This is a genomic window from Hymenobacter oligotrophus (genome assembly GCF_003574965.1).
Taxonomy (GTDB): Bacteria; Bacteroidota; Bacteroidia; order Cytophagales; family Hymenobacteraceae; genus Solirubrum; species Solirubrum oligotrophum.
Map to the genome: position 1 here is coordinate 2,893,386 of NZ_CP032317.1, position 17,776 is coordinate 2,911,161.

The following is a 17,776-nucleotide window of genomic DNA, read 5'->3' on the forward strand; positions in this document are numbered from 1 at the left end:
GGCAACCCGCAAGCACTCAGGCAGCCGGTGCCGCCCGGCAAGCCCAACTGTTTGGGCCGGGCCGGTCCTCGGCAGCAGCATGATAGTCAGCATCCAAGCTTAGGTTAAACCAGCAGAGGCACAGGCAACAACCCCGACCGCAGGCGTGCGTAGGTAGGCCGTTGCCCTTTGGTTCTTTTGCTGTTTTATATGCCTCGTTTTTTACGCCTCGTTGCAGGCTTTCTTCTTTCTTTATATGTACTGAATGGCACCGCCACAGCCCAGCGCGTGGGCGTGGTGCTATCGGGGGGCGGGGCCAAGGGCCTGGCCCACGTGGGCGTGCTGAAGGTGCTCGAGCAAAACGGCATCCCCATCGACTACATCGTGGGCACCAGCATGGGCTCGGTGGTGGGGGCGCTGTACTCGGCCGGTTACTCGCCGCGCGAAATCGAGCAAATCGTTATCCAGCCCGAATTTCAGTACTGGGTGTCGGGCAAGCAGCCCGCCGACCGCACCTTCAACTACATTACCGCCGACCCCAACCCCTCGGCGCTGCGCGTGGGGCTGGCCGTCGATTCGTCGTTTCGGACGCGGGTTACGCCCAACCTGATCAACGACGTGAACCTGAACTTTGTGCTGGCCAAAATGCTGGCGCCGGCCGGGGCTATTTCGGGCTACAACTTCGATAAGCTGTTTGTGCCGTTCCGCTGCCTGGCCGCCGAGGTGTTCACGCGCAACCAGGTAATTCAGCGCGAAGGCTCCATTTCCGATGCGGTGCGCAACTCCATGGCCGTGCCGCTGGTGTTTCGGCCCATCCGCAACCCCGACGGCCGCTACCTCTTCGACGGCGGCATCTACAACAACTTCCCCACCGACGTGATGCGCTCCGAGTTTAAGCCCGACATCATCATCGGGGTGAACGTGGGCGACGTGGCGTACAAAAAATATCCCTTCGGCAAGGACGACGAGTTGCTGCTCGGTTCCATCGTGTTCCTAGGTGCCGATGTGGCCGATACCCTGGCCGTAGGCAAAAACGGCGTGTTCATTCAGCCCGACCTCGAGGGGTTTGGTGCCACCGACTTTGCCCGCGTGCGCGAGCTGATTGACCTAGGCGAAAAGGCGGCCACGGCCAAACTGCCGCAGGCGCTCCGCCGCGTGCAGCGCCGGCAGGATACCCTGGAGCTGGCGCAGCGCCGGCAGGCGTTTCAGCAACAGGCACCGCAACCGAGCTTTGCCCGCGTGGCGGTGCAGGGCCTCAACGACCAGCAGGCGGGCTTTGTGCGGCGGTTTTTCCGGCGCGACGGCGGCAGCGCCTACACCATCGACGACATCGAGGAGGGCTACTACCGTTTGGCTTCCGACGACTTTTTTCGGAACGTGTACCCGCGCATTCGCTACGACCGCACTTCGGAGGGGTACGTGTTTCAGGTGGATGCGCGCCAAAACAACAACCTCTCGGGCGAGGTGGGCTTTGTGCTCAGCTCGCGCCCCATCGACAACTTTCACCTAGGGCTGGAGTACCGCTACCTGCGCCGCTTTTTGTACCAGGCCTCGGCCAGCGTAAACATCGGGCGCTTTTACAACGCGGCGCGGGGCTCGTTCCGCATCAATGTGCCGGCGCGCTACTCGTATTACCTCGAGCCTACCATTATCTACAACCAGTGGAACTACCAGAAAACCGGTGGCCTGCTGGGGCGCGATGTGGTGAGCACCCAAGTGCGGCAGCAGGATTTAAAAGCGGGCGTGCAGTTGGGCCTGAGCCCCAACTACCGCAGCCGCATTTTGCTGGAAGGCGCATGGTTTACGCGGCAGGACGAATACGCCAACGTAAACGAAATATCGAACACCGACCGCCTCGACGAAACCGACTTTACGGGCTACACGGCCGCCGCGCAGTTTGCGCGCAACTCGCTTAACCGCAAGCAATACGCCACCAGCGGCCGGCGGGCAGTGTTTACGGCGCGCTTGGTGTACGGCCGCGAGCAGCTTACGCCCGGCACCACCTCGCTGATTGAGGAGGAGCGCGAACGGTACCTACGCTGGCTGCAGGTGCGCGCTTTCACGGAGCAGTTTTTTCCGTTGAAAAACGAAAAGCAAAGCTGGGGCTACTTTGGCGAAGTGATGATCAGCGGGCAGCCGCGCTTCTACAACTACCGCTCGTCGGTTACGGCCGCGCCGATTTTTGCGCCCCTGCCCGACTCGCGCACCTTGTTTTTGGAAAACTACCGCTCGGCGCGCTACGTGGCCGCGGGGTTGCGCTTTAACCAGGGCGTGGTGGGCAAGCTGGAGTGGCGAACCGAAGCCTATGTGCACGTGCGGCACCAGCCGCTGCGCCAGGGCGAAACCAGGAGGCCGACCGCGACGGCCGTTTTAGCCTGGAGCGCCCGCGCCTAACGGCCAGCACCGGCTTGGTGTACCAAACGCCTATTGGCCGCTGGCTGTGCACCTCATTCATTACGACGACCCGGCCAAGCGCTGGGGCGTGTTTGGGCACATTGGTTACTTGCTGTTCCAGAGCCGCGCCTTGGAATAAGGCTGCAAACGCAACCCAAAGCACCCTTGTGCACCCGCCCCGCGGCCCTAGGTTCAGCTCCGACCTAGGGCCGCGGGGCCGGTTTTATTGCCGCGCCATAGTTGTTCGAACTTTGAAATACAAATTTAAATCTGGTGAAAATTATGTGATTGCGCGAGGGCATAGCCGCCCGGTACCTTAGCTGGCGAAACCGAACCTCATACCACCTTCGCTATGAAAACTTTCCGCTTTGCCCTCGCCGCCCTCCTGCTTGCCGGCACGCTCAGCACCGCATCCGTGGCCCAGTCGCGCGAGATTTACGAGAACCCCAATTCAAAACCCTGGCGCAAAAGCACAAGCAGCTGGCCATTCTGCCATTTGCCGTGACGATGACGACCAAAAAGCTGCCCAAGGCGTAACGCAGGAGCAAGTGCACCAGCAGGAGCTGCAAGAGGGCAAAAACGTGCAGAGCGCCCTGCACACCTACTTCCTGAAACACCAAAGCTCCGACAACTTCACGGTAACGTTTCAGGACATCAACAAAACCACACGTTGTTGGCCAAGGCCGGCCTCACGCCCGAAAACATGAGCGGCAAACCTCGGAAGAGCTGGCCACGCTGCTCGGGGTTGACGGCGTAGTGTCGGGCACGTTCGTGACGGACAAGCCGCTTTCCGACGGCGCGGCCGTAGCCATGGCCGTGCTGGTGGGCGTATCGGGCCCCACCAACTCGGGCCGCACCAGCATCAGCATCAACGATGGTGCCACGGGCGAGCTGCTCTGGAAGTACGACAAGGCCCTGTCGCGCGGCCTCGGCTCCGATACCAGCACCATCATCAACGCCATTATGCGCAAGTGCTCTAAGATGTTCCCCTACGCCAAATCATAAGGCACAAGCACTTAGGGCCCCGTTGCCCACGCGAGCGAAACGCTCGGGTTGCCAACGCAGCTCGGGCGTTTCGCGTGGGGCGGGCTGCTAAAGCGGGGCACGCCTAGGTGCTTAGCCACCAATTTGCGCAAGGCAAGCAACGCCGCGCCCAATTTTTCATCCGTTAGGTTGCTGCTATTACCTTGCTGCTATGAAAAACACGCTGCGCTACGGCTTGCTGGCCGGGCTGCTCCTGGCCGGGCTCTCGGCCCAGGCTCAAAAGAGCTGACGTACACCGTCGACATCGACCCCAAGGTTTCGACCAACGAGTTTCGGGTGCGGCTGCAACTGCCCAAGCTCAAGAAAGACCAAGCCGTTTACCAGTTTGCCTCCACGGCGCCCGGCACCTACCAGGTAATGGATATGGGCCGCTTCGTGAGCAATTTTCAGGCCTTCGACGGCAAGGGCAAGCCCCTAGGTGCCAAGCAGGTTTCGAAAACCAGTGGCAACTGGAGCGCCCCGACAAAACGCGCGAAATCCGCTACACCATTGCCGAAACCTGGGACACCCCGGTGAAGAGCACCGCATTTACCGCATGTGCGGCTCGTCGCTGGAGGCCGACCACGCCCTGCTTAACGGGCAAACGGTATTCGGCTACCCGCAGGGCATGCAGGGCAACCCGTTGCGCATTAAGCTGAACTACCCCGCCGATTGGAAAGTGGGCACGGCCCTGGTGCCCGATGCGCAGGGCTATTACCGCACCAAGAGCTACGACCACGCCGTGGATTCGCCGATTTTGCTGGGGCCGCCTTACGCAGGCCAGCACCAAGCTCGGCGACGCGGAAGTGGCGTTGTACACGTACTCCAAAACCGACGTGGTGCAGGCCGAGCCGCTGCTGGGCTACATGCAAAAAATGCTGAACGCGGCGCAGGCCTTTTTGGTGGAGCTGCCCGTTAAGCGTTACGCCTTTCTGTACCACTTCGAGGACGTGGACCAGGGCGCTTGGGAGCACTCCTACAGCTCGGAGTACACCCTGAAAGAGCGGCCCTCACGCCCCAATCGGCGCAGCCCATTACCGATATGGCCGCGCACGAGTTCTTCCACATCGTAACGCCGCTCAACATCCACTCCGAAATCATCGAGCGGTTCAACTTTGTGCAGCCCACCGGCTCGCAGCACCTGTGGCTGTACGAGGGCACCACCGAGTGGGCCGCCCACATGATGCAGCTGCGCGGCGGCCTGATTACGCTGGATGAGTACCTGGCCACGCTGCGCAACAAAGTGGGCTACAGCCAGGAGCGCGCCGACACCACGTACTCGCTCAAGCGCCTAGGTCTGAACTCGTTTTCCGACGAAGGGCAGCAGCAGTACGGCAACATTTACCAGCGCGGCGCCCTCACGGCTTCCCTGCTCGATTTGCGCCTGCTGGAGCTTTCGGGCGGCAAGCGCGGGCTGCGCGAGGTGCTGCTGGAGCTGGCAAGCAATACGGCCCGAGCAAGCCCGTGAGCGAGCAAAGCTTCTTCGACGATTTCACGAAGGCGACGCACCCCGAAATCCGCGACTTTTTTGCGCGCTACGTGAGAATGCCCGAGCCGCTGCCCTTGCAGCAGTACTACGCCAAGGTGGGCATCACCTACACGCCGTACTGCGCTCCGGCCGCCGCCGGGCGGCCCTGCCCACGCGGCAGCTGGGTTTCCGGGCTGGTCAGGCTGGCATCGAGTTCAGCCGCGTACCGGCTCCGCTGCAGGCCGCCGGCGTGCAGGTAGGCGACCAGCTGGTGGCCGTGGAGGGCAAGGCCCGTAACCTACGACAACCTCGAACAATGCTCGAGCGGTGGAAGCCCGCCAGCCCGGCGCCGAGTACGAGCTGACGATTCGCCGCAACGGCACCGACAAAGCAAGTGCGCCCGCGCCTGCTCGACGAAGAAGAAGTGAAGCGCTACTCCTTCGCCGTGAACCCGCAAGCCACGCCCCAGCAGCTGGCCCTGCGCGAAGCCTGGCTGAAGAACCTGCCGCGCTAGGCCCTAGGTAGTTTTACCGGCCTGGTGCCAAAGGCCCACTTGCCAGCCGGCGGGTGGGCCTTTGCTTTGCCGGGCGCGGCGGGCACCTAGGGCCGTGGCTCGGGCAGCCGGTAGCGGTTCATCAGCGTCAGGAGCACGCCGTTGGTCCACCCGAAGCCGTCTTGCGTGGGGTACTCGCCGCCGCCGGCCTCGAGGTTGGTGTTCACCACGTTGTACTTCTCGAGCAGTTTGCCAGTTTGCCCGAACACGCGCACGTTCAGGGCAACCCAGCGCGTGGCAATGGTGCGCGCCAACTCGCGCTGCCGGTAGTGATCGAGGCCCTCGATGGCCACGTACTGCAGCGGGGCCCAGCCGTTGGGGGCATCCCACTGCTCGCCGCTGCTGTTGAGCGTGGTGAGCAGGCCGCCGTCTTTCAGAAAGTCGCGCTGCAGGCCGGCGGCTACGGCGCGGGCTTGCCTGGGCGTGGCTATCCGCACGAACAGCGGGAACACGCCCGCCAAGGTGCGAATAGCGGCGGGTTGCTGCGCCGCCAGGTCGTAATCGGTAAACCAGTTGGCTTGCGCGTTCCAGCAGTAGCGGAGCAAGGCTTTTTGGCGCTGGGCAGCCTTGCGGTCGTATGCTTTGGCCTCGCCGCCTGGCCCTGGGCGCGGTAGCTGCGGTCAATGGTTTGCTCGAGCGAGAGCACGCAGTTCAGATCGACAGGCACCAGCTCCGTGGTGCGGATGGAGGCCAAGCCGCCGGCCGGGCCAAACCGCGCGTGCTGAAATCCCAGCCCGAGGCAGCGGCGGCGCGCATGTGCGGTAAAAAACCGGTTTGGGCTGCGCGCTTTTGGCGGCCGTGGCCACGTCCTCGGCGTACGACTCCTCGCGCGGGTAGTCGCCGCTGTCGTAGTAGCGGTTGAGCACCTCGCCGCCGGGCAGGCGCGCCACGCGGCGGGTGGCCTGGCCCGGCAGCAGCGAGTCGGCGCCGGCCATCCAGTAGGCGTACTCCTGCAACAGTTGCGGGTGGTAGCGGCGCAGCACCGTATCACCTTGGGCTTGGGCCAGCAATTGCACCATCAGGGCAAACAACGGCGGCTGCGAGCGGGTGAGGTAGTACGTGCGGTTGCCGTTGGGCACAAAGCCGTAACGGCCAATCAGCGAGGCAAAGTTATCCACCATGCTGCGCATCAGCGGCGTGCGGCCGCTTTCGCGCAGGCCCAGCAGGGTAAAGTACGAATCCCAGTAGTACACCTCGCGGAAGCGTCCGCCCGGCACGATGTACGGCTTGGGCAGCGGCAGCAGCGAGGCGTGGGGCCCTACCGAATCCTGCGGTTGGCGCTGCAGCACCGTCCAGAGCGTATCGAGGTGGCGCCGAATGCCGCCGCTTACGTTGGCGCGGTAGCCTTCGGCGGCTTGCGCGGGCAGCTCGAAGTAGGCCAGCACAAAGGTCAAAGCCGGCTGATTTCTCTGCTCGTAGGCTTGCACAATGGCGGCCGGCGGGGCTTTGGGACGCGCATCCAAAGGTTTTGCTGTCCTCGAACAAGCGGCTGGTTTGCACGGCCTCAAACAAGCCCGGGTACAGCTGCCGCGGCGAGGCTTGCGCCCAGGCACCTAGGCTCAGCAGCCAGCAAGCAACAACAAGCACGTATTTCATAGCGGCAACACAGGCATTGGTGTAGGCAGTACGTAGGGCTTGGCGCCTAGGTGCTGCGGCCGCGGCTACATCATGGGGTGGTTGGGTACCCGCTGGCTTTGCCGCTGCAGCCATACGTAAGCCGTAGCTACGTCGTCGAAGGTGCCAACCACTGGTTTCTTTATTTGAAGCAGCATGCTTTCGGTGAGCCGGCGGGCCTCAAACTCGCGCGGCATTACCCACGCCACGTGCTCCAGCCCGGCGCGCATCATTTCCTCGAGCCACCACGCTCCCCAAAGCGTGGGTTGCACGGTGGTGCGCGTAATGCCGGAGTTGTCGTTTAGGATCTTGGCGCACGGTTGCTGGCGCAGGGCTTGCAGCATGAGCATGCACCCGGCTTGCGAAGTCTCCTGGTTGTGCTCGCCGCGCCAATCGGCGTACAGCCACGCGTTGGCGGCATCGTAGCTGATGCTAATCAGATCGGTGCGGACGATGAGTTGCAGCTCCATGCGGTACGGCAGGGCTTGGAGGTGGTAAGCGGCTATCGGCTTGCAGAAAGATAGCGGTTTCGTGTTACTCTGGAGCCGCAACGGGCTAGCTTGCCGCGGGACAGGTATACCCGCGCGGCTCCCGTGCGTAAGCACTTTCTGTGGCGGCGCCGGCTGGGTTGCGCGGGCCCCATTGCCAGCGTCCGATTCTATTTTCCGATTCTCCTGCATGACGAAGACCATCTTTATTGCCTCGGCCGAACCGTACAGCGGCAAGTCGTTGGTTGCCTTGGGTTTGGTAAATATGCTGCTGAGCAAAGCCCAGAAAGTAGGCTATTTCAAGCCCGTCATCAACACCGGGCCCGACAACCGCCACGATGCGCACATCGACCGGTACTGCGCTACTTTCAGCTGCCCGTAGCCTACGACGACGCCTACGCCTACACCGGCGCCGAGGTGCTGCGCCTGATCGAAACCGAACGGCAGGGCGAGATGATCGACACCATTATTCGCCGCTACAAGCAGCTCGAAGACCAGTACGACTTTACGGTGGTGGAGGGCACCGATTTTGTGGCCAAGGCACCGCCTTCGAGTTCGACTGAACGTAACCATTGCCAAGAACCTGGGCGTGCCGGTGGTGCTGGTAACCTCCGGCGAGGGCAAAACCACCGCCCAAATGGTGAGCGGCACCCTTACGGCGCTGCGCGGCTTTGAGGCCCGCGAGGTGCAGGTGCTGGCCATTGTGGCCAACAAAGTGCGCCCCGAGCAGGCCCTCGATGTGCAGCAACTGCTGCGCGCGCAACTGCCGTCGGAAATCATCCTGTCGGTTATTCCGAAGACAAAGCCCTGCTGAACCCCACCATGCAGGAGATTCACGAGAGCCTAGGGGCCAGCTGCTGTTCGGGCAAGAGCTACTCGGCAACCAGGTCGATAACTTCGTGACCGGGGCCATGCAGGTGCCCAACTTCCTCAACTACCTCAAGGAAAACGTCGTCATCGTAACGCCCGGCGACCGGGGCGACATCGTTATCTGCGCCGTGCAGGCCAACATTTCGGCCAGCTACCCCAAAGTGGCGGGCGTGGTGCTTACGGCCGGCTGGGAGCCCGAAGAGCCCATTTTGCGCTTGTTGCGCGGCTTGCAGGGCGTAATGCCCATTATTGCGGTGCAAACCGGCACCTTCGAAACCAGCGCCCGGCTCGGGGCCATCAAATCGCGCCTCTCGCCCAAACCCGAAGAAGATTCAGCTGGCCATCCGCACCTTCGAGCGGTACGTGGATGTGCGCGCCCTCGACGAGCGCATGGTGGCCTTCAAGCCCGAAGGCATTACGCCGCACATGTTCCAGTACCGGCTGTTGCAGTGGGCCAAGCGCCAGCGCCGCCACATTGTGCTGCCCGAAGGCAACGACGACCGCATTTTGCGCGCCGCCGCTTACCTCTTGCAGCAAGATATTGTGGACCTTACCATCCTGGGCAACCCCGCCGAGGTAGCCGCCTCGGCCAAGCGCTTGGGCCTAAGCATGCCCTAGGTGGCCACCTGCGCGTGATTGACCCGTGCACTCCGAGTACTACGACGACTACGTGCAAACCTTTACGAGCTGCGCCAGAGCAAGGGCGTGAACCTCGACATGGCCCGCGACCTGATACGCGACGTGTCGTACTTCGGCTCGATGATGGTGTTCAAAGGCCACGCCGACGGCATGGTATCGGGGGCGGTGCACACCACGCAGCACACCATTCGGCCGGCTTTGCAGTTCATCAAAACCAAAGCCGGGTATCTCGTTGGTGTCGTCGGTGTTCTTCATGTGCCTGCCGACCGCGTGGTGGTGTTCGGCGACTGCGCCGTGAACCCCAACCCCACCGCCGAGCAGCTGGCCGAAATTGCCATTTCGTCGGCCGAAAGCGGGTTGCGCTTCGGCATCGAGCCGCGCATTGCTATGCTTTCGTACTCCTCGGGCACCTCCGGCGAGGGTGCCGAGGTGGATAAGGTGCGCCGCGCCACCGAGCTGGTGCGCCAGCTGCGGCCCGATTTGAAAGTGGAAGGCCCGATTCAGTACGATGCGGCCGTCGACCCGATTGTGGGCCGCCAAAAAGCTGCCCGGCTCGGAAGTGGCCGGCCAGGCCAGTGTACTCATTTTCCCCGACCTGAACACCGGCAACAACACTTACAAAGCCGTGCAGCGCGAAACCGGCGCGCTGGCCATTGGCCCGGTGCTGCAAGGCCTCAACAAACCCGTAAACGACCTAAGCCGCGGCTGCACCGTCGACGACGTGTGTTTAACACCGTCGTGATTACGGCCATCCAAAGCCAGCACGAGTAACGGGCTGCGCCCCCTTTGGCGCTCCGGCAACCGCTCATTTGCCCGTAACTTGCCGCCCGCCAAAGGCCCAATGCGCGGCGTTTGGCAATCGAAACAGCCACACAAGTACTTATGCCCTCAGGATTTTTTGCTTTGCTGGATGACATTTCGGCTTTGGTAAAAGCAAGTGCCGCCAGTTTAGACGACGTACCCACCCAGGTAGCCAAAACCACCGGCAAAGTGTCGGGCATTGTAATCGACGACACGGCCCGTAACGCCCAAGTACGTGGTGGGCCTCGACCCCTCGCGCGAGCTTTCCATCATTTACCGGATTGCCAAAAAATCGTTAATCAACAAATTGCTGATTCTGAGTCCGGCGGCCTTGGTGCTGGGCTATTTTGCCCCGTGGGCCATTACCCCGATACTCATGCTGGGTGGCGCTTTTTTGTGCTTCGAGGGGTACGAGAAGGTGCATTCCATGTTCAGCAAGCACCACGAGGTGCACCCCGAAAGCGAAGAAGTAAAGGCCATTAGCCCCGAAGAGCTGGAGCAAGAGCGGGTTACCGGCGCGGTGCGCACCGACATTATTCTGTCGGCCGAGATTATGGCCATTGCCTACAGCCAGGTAACCGATCAGCCGATTGTAAACCAAGTGGTGGTGATGCTGGCCGTGGCCGTGTTCATTACGGTGGCCGTGTACGGTTTTGTGGGCCTGATTGTGAAAGCCGACGATTTTGGCGTGCACTTGGCGCAGGACAAGTACCACCCCGCCGCCCAAACATTCGGCCGCGGTATCGTAAAGTTCATGCCGCATTTTCTGAAGATTTTGAGCTACGTGGGCACGGCCGCCATGCTGTGGGTAGGCGCTGAAATCATCGCGCACGGCATTCCTTACACCGCGCATTTGCTGCACGATTTGGAACACGCCCTGGCCGACGTGCCGGCCGTGGCTTGGTTTGCCAAAGCCCTGGCCTGCGGCATCGGCGGACTTATCCTGGGCTTTTTTATCGAAAAAATTGTGGTGCTGGTGAAGAAAGCACTGCCGGCCAAAACCGAAAAATGATTTAACCTAGGCGGCCGGGCTGTGCGCTTTGCTACCAATAGCCAAGTATTGCGTAACTCTTCACCCCAACCAACCACCGGCACCGCCTTGGCCTTCGCGCTCGACGAGGGGCCCAACCCGGCGGCACGGCTTCGCCTATGAACATTTTCGTCATCAACTCCGGCAGCAGCTCGCTTAAGTACCAGCTGTTTCGACTGCCGGCCGAGCAGCCCCTGTGCAGCGGCCTGGTCGAGCGCATTGGCTTGGCCGAGCCGCGCATCACGCACAAAGTGTTTGCCGGCGGCGAGGAGCAGGTTATCCGGCAGAGCCCCACGCAGTTGCCCGACCACCGCGCCGGACTGCAAGCCGTGCTGCAACTGCTCACCGACGCTACCCTAGGTGTAATTGCCAACCCGGCCGACATAGAGGTGGTGGGGCACCGCGTGGTGCACGGCGGCGAAACATTTGCCGCCACCACGGTCATCAACCCGGCAGTAAAAGCCGAAATCAAGCGGCTGTTTTCGTTGGCGCCGCTGCACAATCCGGCCAACTACCTGGGCATTGAGGTGGCCGAGCAAGTCTTTCCGCAAGCCAAGCAAGTGGCCGTTTTCGATACGGCGTTTCACCAAACCTTGCCCGAGCAGGCCTACCGCTACGCCCTGCCCGAGGCGCTGTACCGCCAGCACGGCATTCGGGTGTACGGTTTTCATGGCACCAGCCACAAGTACGTGGCCGCGCAAGCCGCCGCTTACCTGGGCAACCCCGACGCGAGGCTTGTCACCATTCATTTGGGCAACGGCTGCAGCATGGCGGCCGTGCGCGGCGGCCGCTCGCTCGATACCACCATGGGCTTTGGGCCGCTGGCCGGGCTGGTGATGGGCACCCGTTCCGGCGACCTGGACCCCTCCATTCTCTTCCACCTCATCGAGCACCTAGGCTACTCGCCGCCCGAGGCCAGCAACCTGCTCAACAAGCAAAGCGGCATGCTCGGCCTTACCGGCTACAGCGACATGCGCGACATTGGCCGGGCCCTCGACGAAGGCGACGAACGCGCCCGCCTGGCCTACGAGCTGTACGCCTACCGCATCAAGAAATACATTGGCGCCTACGCCGCCGTGCTGGGCGGCCTCGATGCGCTGGTGTTCACGGCTGGCGTGGGCGAAAACGACCCGCTGACGCGCCGCCTCGCCTGCCAGGGCGTGGAGTTCCTAGGTGTCCGCCTCGACGAAGAGCAGAACCAGCTGCGCAACGGGCAGCTGCGCGAAATCAACGCGGCCGATGCGGCGGTGAAAGTGCTGGTAGTGCCCACCAACGAGGAGCTGGAAATTGCCCAACAGTGTTATCAGCTGTTAGCTGACAGCTATTAGCTTCTGGCTGTTAGCTGTCGGTTTTTAGCTATTAGTTTTTAGCTGTTGGCTTCCGGCGGAAGCCCTAGGTCGTAGGCAGCACCAAGCCCAACAGCCGGAGCTGCCAGCCGCGGCCTGCACAAAACCACCCCAATAACTGATAACTGATAACTAACAACTGACCACTGACAGCTAACAACTAATACCCTACCACCTTGATTTGCGAGCCGGCGTTGAGTTGCTCGTTTAGCTCCATGCCGTTGAGGATGGCCATTTCCTCGTGGCGCTTTTCGGGCACTTGCAGCGTGCGCAGGGCTTGTTGCAGGGTGCTGCGCAGTTGCAGGGTTTTCACGCGCACGCGCTCGGGCTGGCGGTTGATTTTGTCGGGGTCGGAGAGCTGGCGGAAGCCTTGCGCGGCGCTGCTGAACAACGGGTAATACGTGTTGAAATCCTGCGGGCTGCTGGCGCCCAGCATCAGGTAGTTTTTATCGGTGTAGCGAATGAGGTAGAGCAGCGTGCGGGCCGAGGGTTGCGCCTGCTGCTGTTGCGGCGCGGCTTGCCCTTGCTGCTGCTGCGGCACTTGGTCGGCTACCACGGCCAAGGCGGGCAGGCCGTTCACGGTGGTGTTTTTCGACTCGGCTACTTGCAGTTGGTACTGCTGCACCAGTTGCTGCGCGGCGGCCTCGAGGGTTTGGCCCGGCACCAACGTAAACAGCAGCAGGGCTTTGCCGCCTTGGGGCGCCATTTGCACTTGCTGCGGGGTGTTTTGCACCTGCCAGCCCTGCGGCACCGGAAACTGAAACCGTAGCTCGGGGTGGTAAAACACGCTGTTCTCCACAAAGCCTTGCTTGGGGTCGTCGCCGTACACAATGCCGTCAATCAGGCGCAGGTACGACTCGCGGTTTACCTTGGGGTTGCTGAGGCCGGCTTTTTGCATCCACTCGGTGGCCAGCTGATTTACCGTCACGAACCGGTCGCCGGGGTTGGGGTGCGTCGAGAGGAAATCGGGCAGGGCCTCGCCGCCGCTTTTGGCTTGCTCGCGCTGCAGCGTCTGGAAGAAACCGGCCATCTGGTGGGCGTCGTAGCCGATCTTGGTGGAGTACTCCACGCCCAGCTGGTCGGCCTCGCGCTCGTCGTCGCGGCCGAATTTCAGAAACAACAAGCCCAAACCCTGCTGCGCCTGCTCGGCATACTGGCCAAAGCGCGGCGAGGCAATCATGGCACCTAGGAGGCCTACTTGCGCCAGGGTAGCCTTGGTTTGCTGCTGCGCCGAGTGCCGCGCCGTTACGTGGCCGATTTCGTGGCCGAGCACGCCGGCAAACTGCGCTTCGTTGTTGAAATGCGCCATGATGCCGCGCGTGAGGTACACGTAGCCGCCCGGTATGGCAAAGGCGTTGAGCACCGGCGAATCAACGACCTTAAACTCGTAGGGCAAATTGGGCCGATGCGATACGGCCGCCATTTGCTTGCCGCGCTCCTGCACAAAGCGTTGCAGCTCGGCGTTTTCGTAAAGGCCATATTGGGCCACAATCTGCGGATCGGCTTCCTTGCCTAAGGCTACCTCCTGCCCCTCCGACACCAAGCTTACCTCGCGCTTGCCGCTGACGGGGTTGGTGGAACAGCCGTTGAGCAGCAGCAACAAACCGGCACCTAGGCCGGTGGCATAACGCGTTTTCATGGGGGCAAGGTAGGAGGCGAAAGGAACAGGAATACCCGCGCTCGGTGCGGCCAGTGGGCACCTAGGGCCCTGCGCTGCCGGCGAGGTTATTGCCCTTGCAACGCGGCATCGGCCGATAGGTTGCGCCTGGCGTCCAAGCCCCGGTAAGTGGCCCGCTGGGCTCCCAAGCTCGACATTAGGCCAAGAAACCGTACTATTGTTTTTTACACCTGGGTTGCTACGGCGTACGTAGTGCCCTTGGTTCGCTGCTCCTTCTTACCCTATGCGGGGTTAGCCCCTGCGCAGGCCACCTACTTGCATCCAGCGCACGTCTGGGCCTTGCTACCGGCGCGGCCCGCCCGTTTATCCTTATCCTCACCCCCCGACGACGACACTGCCATGGATCAACGTGTTACCCTGCTGCTCGGCTTTGGGCTGCTGCTTGCGCCGCTGTTTGGCCAGGCCCAAACCACCGCTAAGCCTGCTAGTACCCAAGCCCTGCTGCCCTGCGACACCCTGCTGGGCCGCGTTACTAACCTCTACGACGCGCCGCTTACCGGCGCCACCGTAATGCTGAAGGGCACCACCAACGCCTTCAGCACCAACTCCGAGGGCCGGTTTATACTTACGTCCAAAACAGCCATTGCGCGTGGGGCGTTGCTGCAAATCAGCGCTGCTGGCTACACCAGCGTGGAGCAGCCCCTCGTTAGCTGCGCCCCCTTGGATGTATCGTTGGAGCTGCTGCCCGGCACGCGGCTGCGCGCGGATGGGCGCATCAAGAAAACCACCAAAACCGGCAAAATCCGGTAAGGGCCGGCGTAGGTAGCAAGCAGCGTTAGTCGCGGGCCAAACCGCATTAAGCCTAAGGCAGGGCCCAACGGGGCAGGGCAAGCTCAACTATTTTCGGAGGGGTACGTAGTAGGCGCATCTGTATGCTTACTAACTCCGCATCACCGATGAGCCGATTGTTACCCCTTGCCTGCTTTGCTGCCCTGCTGACGTTGCCGCTTGCCGCCACCGCCCAACAAACCGCGGCGGGTCCGCAAGCCTCGGCTAAAACCCTTGTTGCCAAAGATGCGCCCACCGCTGACGGTGGAAGCAACACCCTAGAGTGTGGCAAGGTGCAAGGGCAGGTACTCAACACCTACGGTCAGCCGCTGATTGGTGCTACCGTAACGCTGGCCGGCAGCAAACGCCCGTACATTACCGATGGCGAAGGCCGCTACCAAATAGCCGAACCCGTGTACCGCGGCCAACAACTGCGCATTGAGGCGGCCGGTTACATCAGCCGCTACTACGAGCTGCACACCTGCGAAGCCCCCGTGGTGGGCCTGGAGCTAGCCGAAGGCACCAAAGTGAAACGCAGCGGCAAGCGCGCCGGCCAAATTGTTCGCTCGGGCCAAGCTTACCGCCAGTAACTCGTTTTTCCTCTACGCTGCCTATTGCCACTGCGGCGTACTTACCGAACTACCGGTGGGTGCGCCGCGGCTTTTTTTAGGCGCCTGCCTAGGTGCCCGGCCCCAGCAACGTGCTGCCGACCTAGGGTTAGCCTTGCACCAACGCGGCACCGGCCAGTTGCAGCGCCCGGCAGTGGGCCAGCCATTGCATCGCGCCTTGCTCTTCAATAAAGCGCCTAATCTGGTAGGGCCGCCCGTCGAAATAGCTAAGCGAAGGCAAATCGGCGTCGGTTTCCAGGTCTTGCAAATGAGTGGGCGTAAATAAATACCCTAGGTAGGTTTGCCCGCCCAGCCGCGGCTCCAACTGCGGAAAAAACACCTCCATCATCCAACGCGAGTCGTTGCTGTGCGCGTGTGTGCGGCGGCGGCCATCAACCAGCCAAAAGCGACACTGCAGCTCGGCAGCGGCCTCCAGCATGGCTAGGTAGCCCGTTTGCAACTCCTCCGTGGTAAGCGGCTGTAGCCAACGACCCACCAGCACCCCCAACTCGGGCCGGTATACGAGTTGCAGGAAGTGTGGGGAAGGCAGGGTGCGCATAGCGGAGTTTAACAGAAAGGCATCGAAGGTACGCCTTCCGGACCGGCTACGCGGATTGCAGGCTATAGGTTTACCCCTCGCCACAGCAGCCTCCTTTGCGCCACTGCTGATATGCAACCGCCCCGGCCAATACGAATCGGCCGGGGCGGTTTGGCTTACCTAGAGCAGGTACTAGTTGAGGCTACGGTACCGCACGCGCTTCGGCTCTACATCACCTAGGCGCTTCTTCTTGGCTTCCTCGTAGTCGGAGAAGTTGCCCTCGAACCACACCACTTCCGAGTTGCCTTCAAAGGCCAGGATGTGCGTGGCCAAACGGTCGAGGAACCACCGGTCGTGGCTGATGATAACGGCGCAACCGGCGAAGTTCTCCAGCGCGTCTTCCAGGGCGCGAATGGCATTCACGTCGAGGTCGTTGGTCGGTTCGTCGAGCAGGATGAGGTTGGCGCCTTGCTTAAGCGTCGTGGCTAGGTGCACGCGGTTCCGCTCGCCGCCCGATAGGTTGCCTACTTTCTTCTCCTGGTCGCCGCCGCGGAAGTTGAAGTTGCTCACGTAAGCGCGCGAGTTCACCTGGCGGCCGGCCAGCAGCATGGTTTCGGTACCGCCCGAAATCGTCTCGAATACCGATTTGTTTGGTTCGAGGTTTTCGTGCTGCTGATCTACGTAGGCCACTTTCACCGTAGGGCCTACCTCGAAGGTACCCGCGTCGGGCTTCACCTGGTCGGTGATGAGGCGGAACAGCGTGGTTTTGCCGGCGCCGTTCGGGCCGATGATGCCCACAATGCCGCCCTGCGGCAGCGAGAACGACAGGTTCTCGAACAGCAGCTTGTCGCCGAAAGCTTTGCTGATGCCTTGTGCCTCGATAACCTGCGCACCTAGGCGGGGCCCGTCGGGGATAAACAGTTCCAGCTTCTGCTCCTTCTCGCGCGAGTCCTCGGAGGCCATTTTGTCGTAGCTAGCGAGGCGGGCCTTGCTCTTGGCCTGGCGGGCCTTGGGAGCCATGCGTACCCACTCCAGCTCGCGCTGCAGCGTTTTCTGGCGCTTGCTCTCGGTTTTCTCTTCCTGGGCCAGGCGCGAAGCCTTTTGCTCGAGCCACGACGAGTAGTTGCCCTTCCAAGGAATACCTTCGCCGCGGTCCAGCTCCAGGATCCAGCCGGCTACGTTGTCGAGGAAGTACCGGTCGTGGGTTACGGCAATTACGGTACCCTTGTACTGCTGCAGGTGCTGCTCCAGCCACAACACTGATTCGGCATCGAGGTGGTTGGTCGGTTCGTCGAGCAGCAGCACGTCGGGCTCTTGCAGCAGCAGACGGCACAAAGCTACACGGCGTTTCTCACCACCCGAAAGGTTGCCGACAACGGCGTCTTCGGGCGGAGTGCGCAGGGCATCCATGGCGCGCTCCAGCTTGTTGTCGAGGTTCCAGGCGTCGAGCTGGTCGAGGCGCTCCTGCACTTTGCCCTGGCGCTCCAGCAGCTTGTCGAAGTCGGGGTCTTCGCCGCCAAAGGCCTCGTTGATCTCCTCAAATTCCTTGAGCAGGGCCACCGTTTCGGCCACGCCTTCTTCGATTACCTCGCGCACGGTTTTGCTGGCATCGAGCTGGGGCTCCTGCTCGAGGTAGCCCACCGAGTAGCCCGGCGACCACACCACCTCGCCCTGGTATTGCTTGTCAACCCCGGCAATAATTTTCAGCAGCGACGACTTACCCGAGCCGTTGAGGCCGAGCACGCCGATTTTGGCGCCGTAGAAAAACGAGAGGTAGATGTTTTTGAGAACCTGTTTTTGGGGCGGGAACACCTTGTTCACGCCAGCCATCGAGAAAATAATGGTGGGCTGGTCGCTCATGCGGTAGGTTGATGATGAGTACGATGTAAAAGAAAACTTCCGCTTCCAATAAAAGAGGCGATGCCGCAACGTAGCCGCGGCGGCGGTAGAGCCGTTGCCAACCTAAGTCAACCGCATCA

General features: G+C 61.8%; 18 protein-coding genes and 3 pseudogenes. 15 read left to right on the top strand and 6 right to left on the bottom strand.

Going from position 1 to position 17,776, the window contains the following annotated elements:
* Positions 1-189: 189 nt before the first annotated feature.
* From D3Y59_RS12390 to D3Y59_RS18625, 7 genes are all read left to right on the top strand, one after another.
* Entirely contained in the window at positions 190-2,373 is a 2,184-nt protein-coding gene (locus tag D3Y59_RS12390; RefSeq protein ID WP_119445336.1) for a patatin-like phospholipase family protein, read from the top strand.
* 352 nt (positions 2,374-2,725) lie between these two features.
* Complete coding sequence (locus tag D3Y59_RS18605) at positions 2,726-2,878, top strand: hypothetical protein (RefSeq protein WP_240410348.1); 153 nt, start codon at positions 2,726-2,728, stop codon at positions 2,876-2,878.
* A 251-nt stretch (positions 2,879-3,129) separates the two neighbouring features.
* Complete coding sequence (locus D3Y59_RS18610; protein WP_240410349.1) at positions 3,130-3,378, top strand: hypothetical protein; 249 nt, start codon at positions 3,130-3,132, stop codon at positions 3,376-3,378.
* Between the two features lie 168 nt (positions 3,379-3,546).
* Positions 3,547-3,933, top strand: coding sequence for a M61 family metallopeptidase (locus tag D3Y59_RS18750; protein WP_262696948.1), 387 nt, complete (start codon positions 3,547-3,549; stop codon positions 3,931-3,933).
* A 19-nt stretch (positions 3,934-3,952) separates the two neighbouring features.
* Positions 3,953-4,315: a M61 family metallopeptidase gene (locus D3Y59_RS18755; protein ID WP_262696949.1), complete on the top strand. Its 363-nt coding sequence runs from the start codon at positions 3,953-3,955 to the stop codon at positions 4,313-4,315.
* A 123-nt stretch (positions 4,316-4,438) separates the two neighbouring features.
* Complete coding sequence (locus tag D3Y59_RS18620) at positions 4,439-4,864, top strand: M61 family metallopeptidase (RefSeq protein ID WP_240410350.1); 426 nt, start codon at positions 4,439-4,441, stop codon at positions 4,862-4,864.
* Positions 4,861-5,124 (top strand): hypothetical protein, encoded by a 264-nt coding sequence (locus tag D3Y59_RS18625; protein WP_240410351.1) that lies wholly within the window; start codon positions 4,861-4,863, stop codon positions 5,122-5,124. The genes D3Y59_RS18620 and D3Y59_RS18625 overlap by 4 nt, the downstream gene beginning before the upstream one ends.
* Positions 5,125-5,464: 340 nt before the next feature.
* Here D3Y59_RS18625 and D3Y59_RS18630 read toward each other — a convergent pair whose 3' ends face one another.
* From D3Y59_RS18630 to D3Y59_RS12410, 3 genes are all read right to left on the bottom strand, one after another.
* Positions 5,465-5,962: an alpha,alpha-trehalase gene (locus D3Y59_RS18630; RefSeq protein ID WP_240410352.1), complete on the bottom strand. Its 498-nt coding sequence runs from the start codon at positions 5,960-5,962 to the stop codon at positions 5,465-5,467.
* Positions 5,963-6,037: 75 nt separating this feature from the next.
* Entirely contained in the window at positions 6,038-6,880 is an 843-nt protein-coding gene (locus tag D3Y59_RS18635; protein ID WP_240410353.1) for a trehalase family glycosidase, read from the bottom strand.
* A 198-nt stretch (positions 6,881-7,078) separates the two neighbouring features.
* Positions 7,079-7,501, bottom strand: coding sequence for a hypothetical protein (locus D3Y59_RS12410; RefSeq protein ID WP_119445337.1), 423 nt, complete (start codon positions 7,499-7,501; stop codon positions 7,079-7,081).
* 208 nt (positions 7,502-7,709) lie between these two features.
* On the opposite strand from D3Y59_RS12410, the gene D3Y59_RS18640 reads away from it, so the two are divergent.
* The 6 genes and pseudogenes from D3Y59_RS18640 (at position 7,710) to D3Y59_RS12425 (ending at position 12,187) form a co-directional block, all read left to right on the top strand.
* On the top strand, positions 7,710-7,901 hold the full coding sequence (locus D3Y59_RS18640; RefSeq protein ID WP_240410354.1) for an AAA family ATPase: 192 nt from the start codon (positions 7,710-7,712) through the stop codon (positions 7,899-7,901).
* Between the two features lie 147 nt (positions 7,902-8,048).
* Complete coding sequence (locus D3Y59_RS18645; protein WP_240410355.1) at positions 8,049-8,333, top strand: AAA family ATPase; 285 nt, start codon at positions 8,049-8,051, stop codon at positions 8,331-8,333.
* Positions 8,257-8,619 (top strand): annotated as a pseudogene (locus D3Y59_RS18650) (DRTGG domain-containing protein); the annotation flags it as partial. The gene D3Y59_RS18645 and the pseudogene D3Y59_RS18650, both read left to right, overlap by 77 nt.
* Positions 8,620-8,815: 196 nt before the next feature.
* Positions 8,816-9,799 (top strand): annotated as a pseudogene (locus D3Y59_RS18655) (phosphate acyltransferase).
* Positions 9,800-9,910: 111 nt separating this feature from the next.
* Positions 9,911-10,841, top strand: a pseudogene (locus D3Y59_RS12420) (DUF808 domain-containing protein).
* Positions 10,842-10,978: 137 nt separating this feature from the next.
* Complete coding sequence (locus tag D3Y59_RS12425) at positions 10,979-12,187, top strand: acetate/propionate family kinase (RefSeq protein WP_119445338.1); 1,209 nt, start codon at positions 10,979-10,981, stop codon at positions 12,185-12,187.
* A gap of 178 nt (positions 12,188-12,365) precedes the next feature.
* On the opposite strand, the gene D3Y59_RS12430 is transcribed toward D3Y59_RS12425, so the two are convergent.
* The gene (locus D3Y59_RS12430; protein WP_119445339.1) at positions 12,366-13,844 is read right to left on the bottom strand and encodes a M48 family metalloprotease; all 1,479 of its coding nucleotides are present in this window, start codon (positions 13,842-13,844) and stop codon (positions 12,366-12,368) included.
* Positions 13,845-14,222: 378 nt separating this feature from the next.
* On the opposite strand from D3Y59_RS12430, the gene D3Y59_RS12435 reads away from it, so the two are divergent.
* Positions 14,223-14,633 (top strand): carboxypeptidase regulatory-like domain-containing protein, encoded by a 411-nt coding sequence (locus D3Y59_RS12435; RefSeq protein ID WP_119445340.1) that lies wholly within the window; start codon positions 14,223-14,225, stop codon positions 14,631-14,633.
* Positions 14,634-14,779: 146 nt separating this feature from the next.
* On the top strand, positions 14,780-15,241 hold the full coding sequence (locus D3Y59_RS12440) for a carboxypeptidase regulatory-like domain-containing protein (RefSeq protein ID WP_162910750.1): 462 nt from the start codon (positions 14,780-14,782) through the stop codon (positions 15,239-15,241).
* 127 nt (positions 15,242-15,368) lie between these two features.
* Here D3Y59_RS12440 and D3Y59_RS12445 read toward each other — a convergent pair whose 3' ends face one another.
* Both D3Y59_RS12445 and ettA read right to left on the bottom strand, forming a co-directional pair.
* Positions 15,369-15,818, bottom strand: coding sequence for a hypothetical protein (locus tag D3Y59_RS12445; protein WP_119445342.1), 450 nt, complete (start codon positions 15,816-15,818; stop codon positions 15,369-15,371).
* A gap of 171 nt (positions 15,819-15,989) precedes the next feature.
* Positions 15,990-17,657 (bottom strand): energy-dependent translational throttle protein EttA, encoded by a 1,668-nt coding sequence (ettA, locus tag D3Y59_RS12450; protein ID WP_119445343.1) that lies wholly within the window; start codon positions 17,655-17,657, stop codon positions 15,990-15,992.
* Positions 17,658-17,776 lie beyond the last annotated feature (119 nt).

What these genes read in the sequence shown, in the direction of transcription:
- D3Y59_RS12390 (WP_119445336.1), top strand. Translation starts at nt 190, where the DNA reads ATGCCTCGTTTTTTACGCCTCGTTGCAGGCTTTCTTCTTTCTTTATAT.
- D3Y59_RS18605 (WP_240410348.1), top strand. Translation starts at nt 2,726, where the DNA reads ATGAAAACTTTCCGCTTTGCCCTCGCCGCCCTCCTGCTTGCCGGCACG.
- D3Y59_RS18755 (WP_262696949.1), top strand. Translation starts at nt 3,953, where the DNA reads ATGTGCGGCTCGTCGCTGGAGGCCGACCACGCCCTGCTTAACGGGCAA.
- D3Y59_RS18620 (WP_240410350.1), top strand. Translation starts at nt 4,439, where the DNA reads ATGGCCGCGCACGAGTTCTTCCACATCGTAACGCCGCTCAACATCCAC.
- D3Y59_RS12410 (WP_119445337.1), bottom strand. Translation starts at nt 7,501, where the DNA reads ATGGAGCTGCAACTCATCGTCCGCACCGATCTGATTAGCATCAGCTAC.
- D3Y59_RS18640 (WP_240410354.1), top strand. Translation starts at nt 7,710, where the DNA reads ATGACGAAGACCATCTTTATTGCCTCGGCCGAACCGTACAGCGGCAAG.
- D3Y59_RS12425 (WP_119445338.1), top strand. Translation starts at nt 10,979, where the DNA reads ATGAACATTTTCGTCATCAACTCCGGCAGCAGCTCGCTTAAGTACCAG.
- D3Y59_RS12430 (WP_119445339.1), bottom strand. Translation starts at nt 13,844, where the DNA reads ATGAAAACGCGTTATGCCACCGGCCTAGGTGCCGGTTTGTTGCTGCTG.
- D3Y59_RS12435 (WP_119445340.1), top strand. Translation starts at nt 14,223, where the DNA reads ATGGATCAACGTGTTACCCTGCTGCTCGGCTTTGGGCTGCTGCTTGCG.
- D3Y59_RS12440 (WP_162910750.1), top strand. Translation starts at nt 14,780, where the DNA reads ATGAGCCGATTGTTACCCCTTGCCTGCTTTGCTGCCCTGCTGACGTTG.
- D3Y59_RS12445 (WP_119445342.1), bottom strand. Translation starts at nt 15,818, where the DNA reads ATGCGCACCCTGCCTTCCCCACACTTCCTGCAACTCGTATACCGGCCC.
- ettA (WP_119445343.1), bottom strand. Translation starts at nt 17,657, where the DNA reads ATGAGCGACCAGCCCACCATTATTTTCTCGATGGCTGGCGTGAACAAG.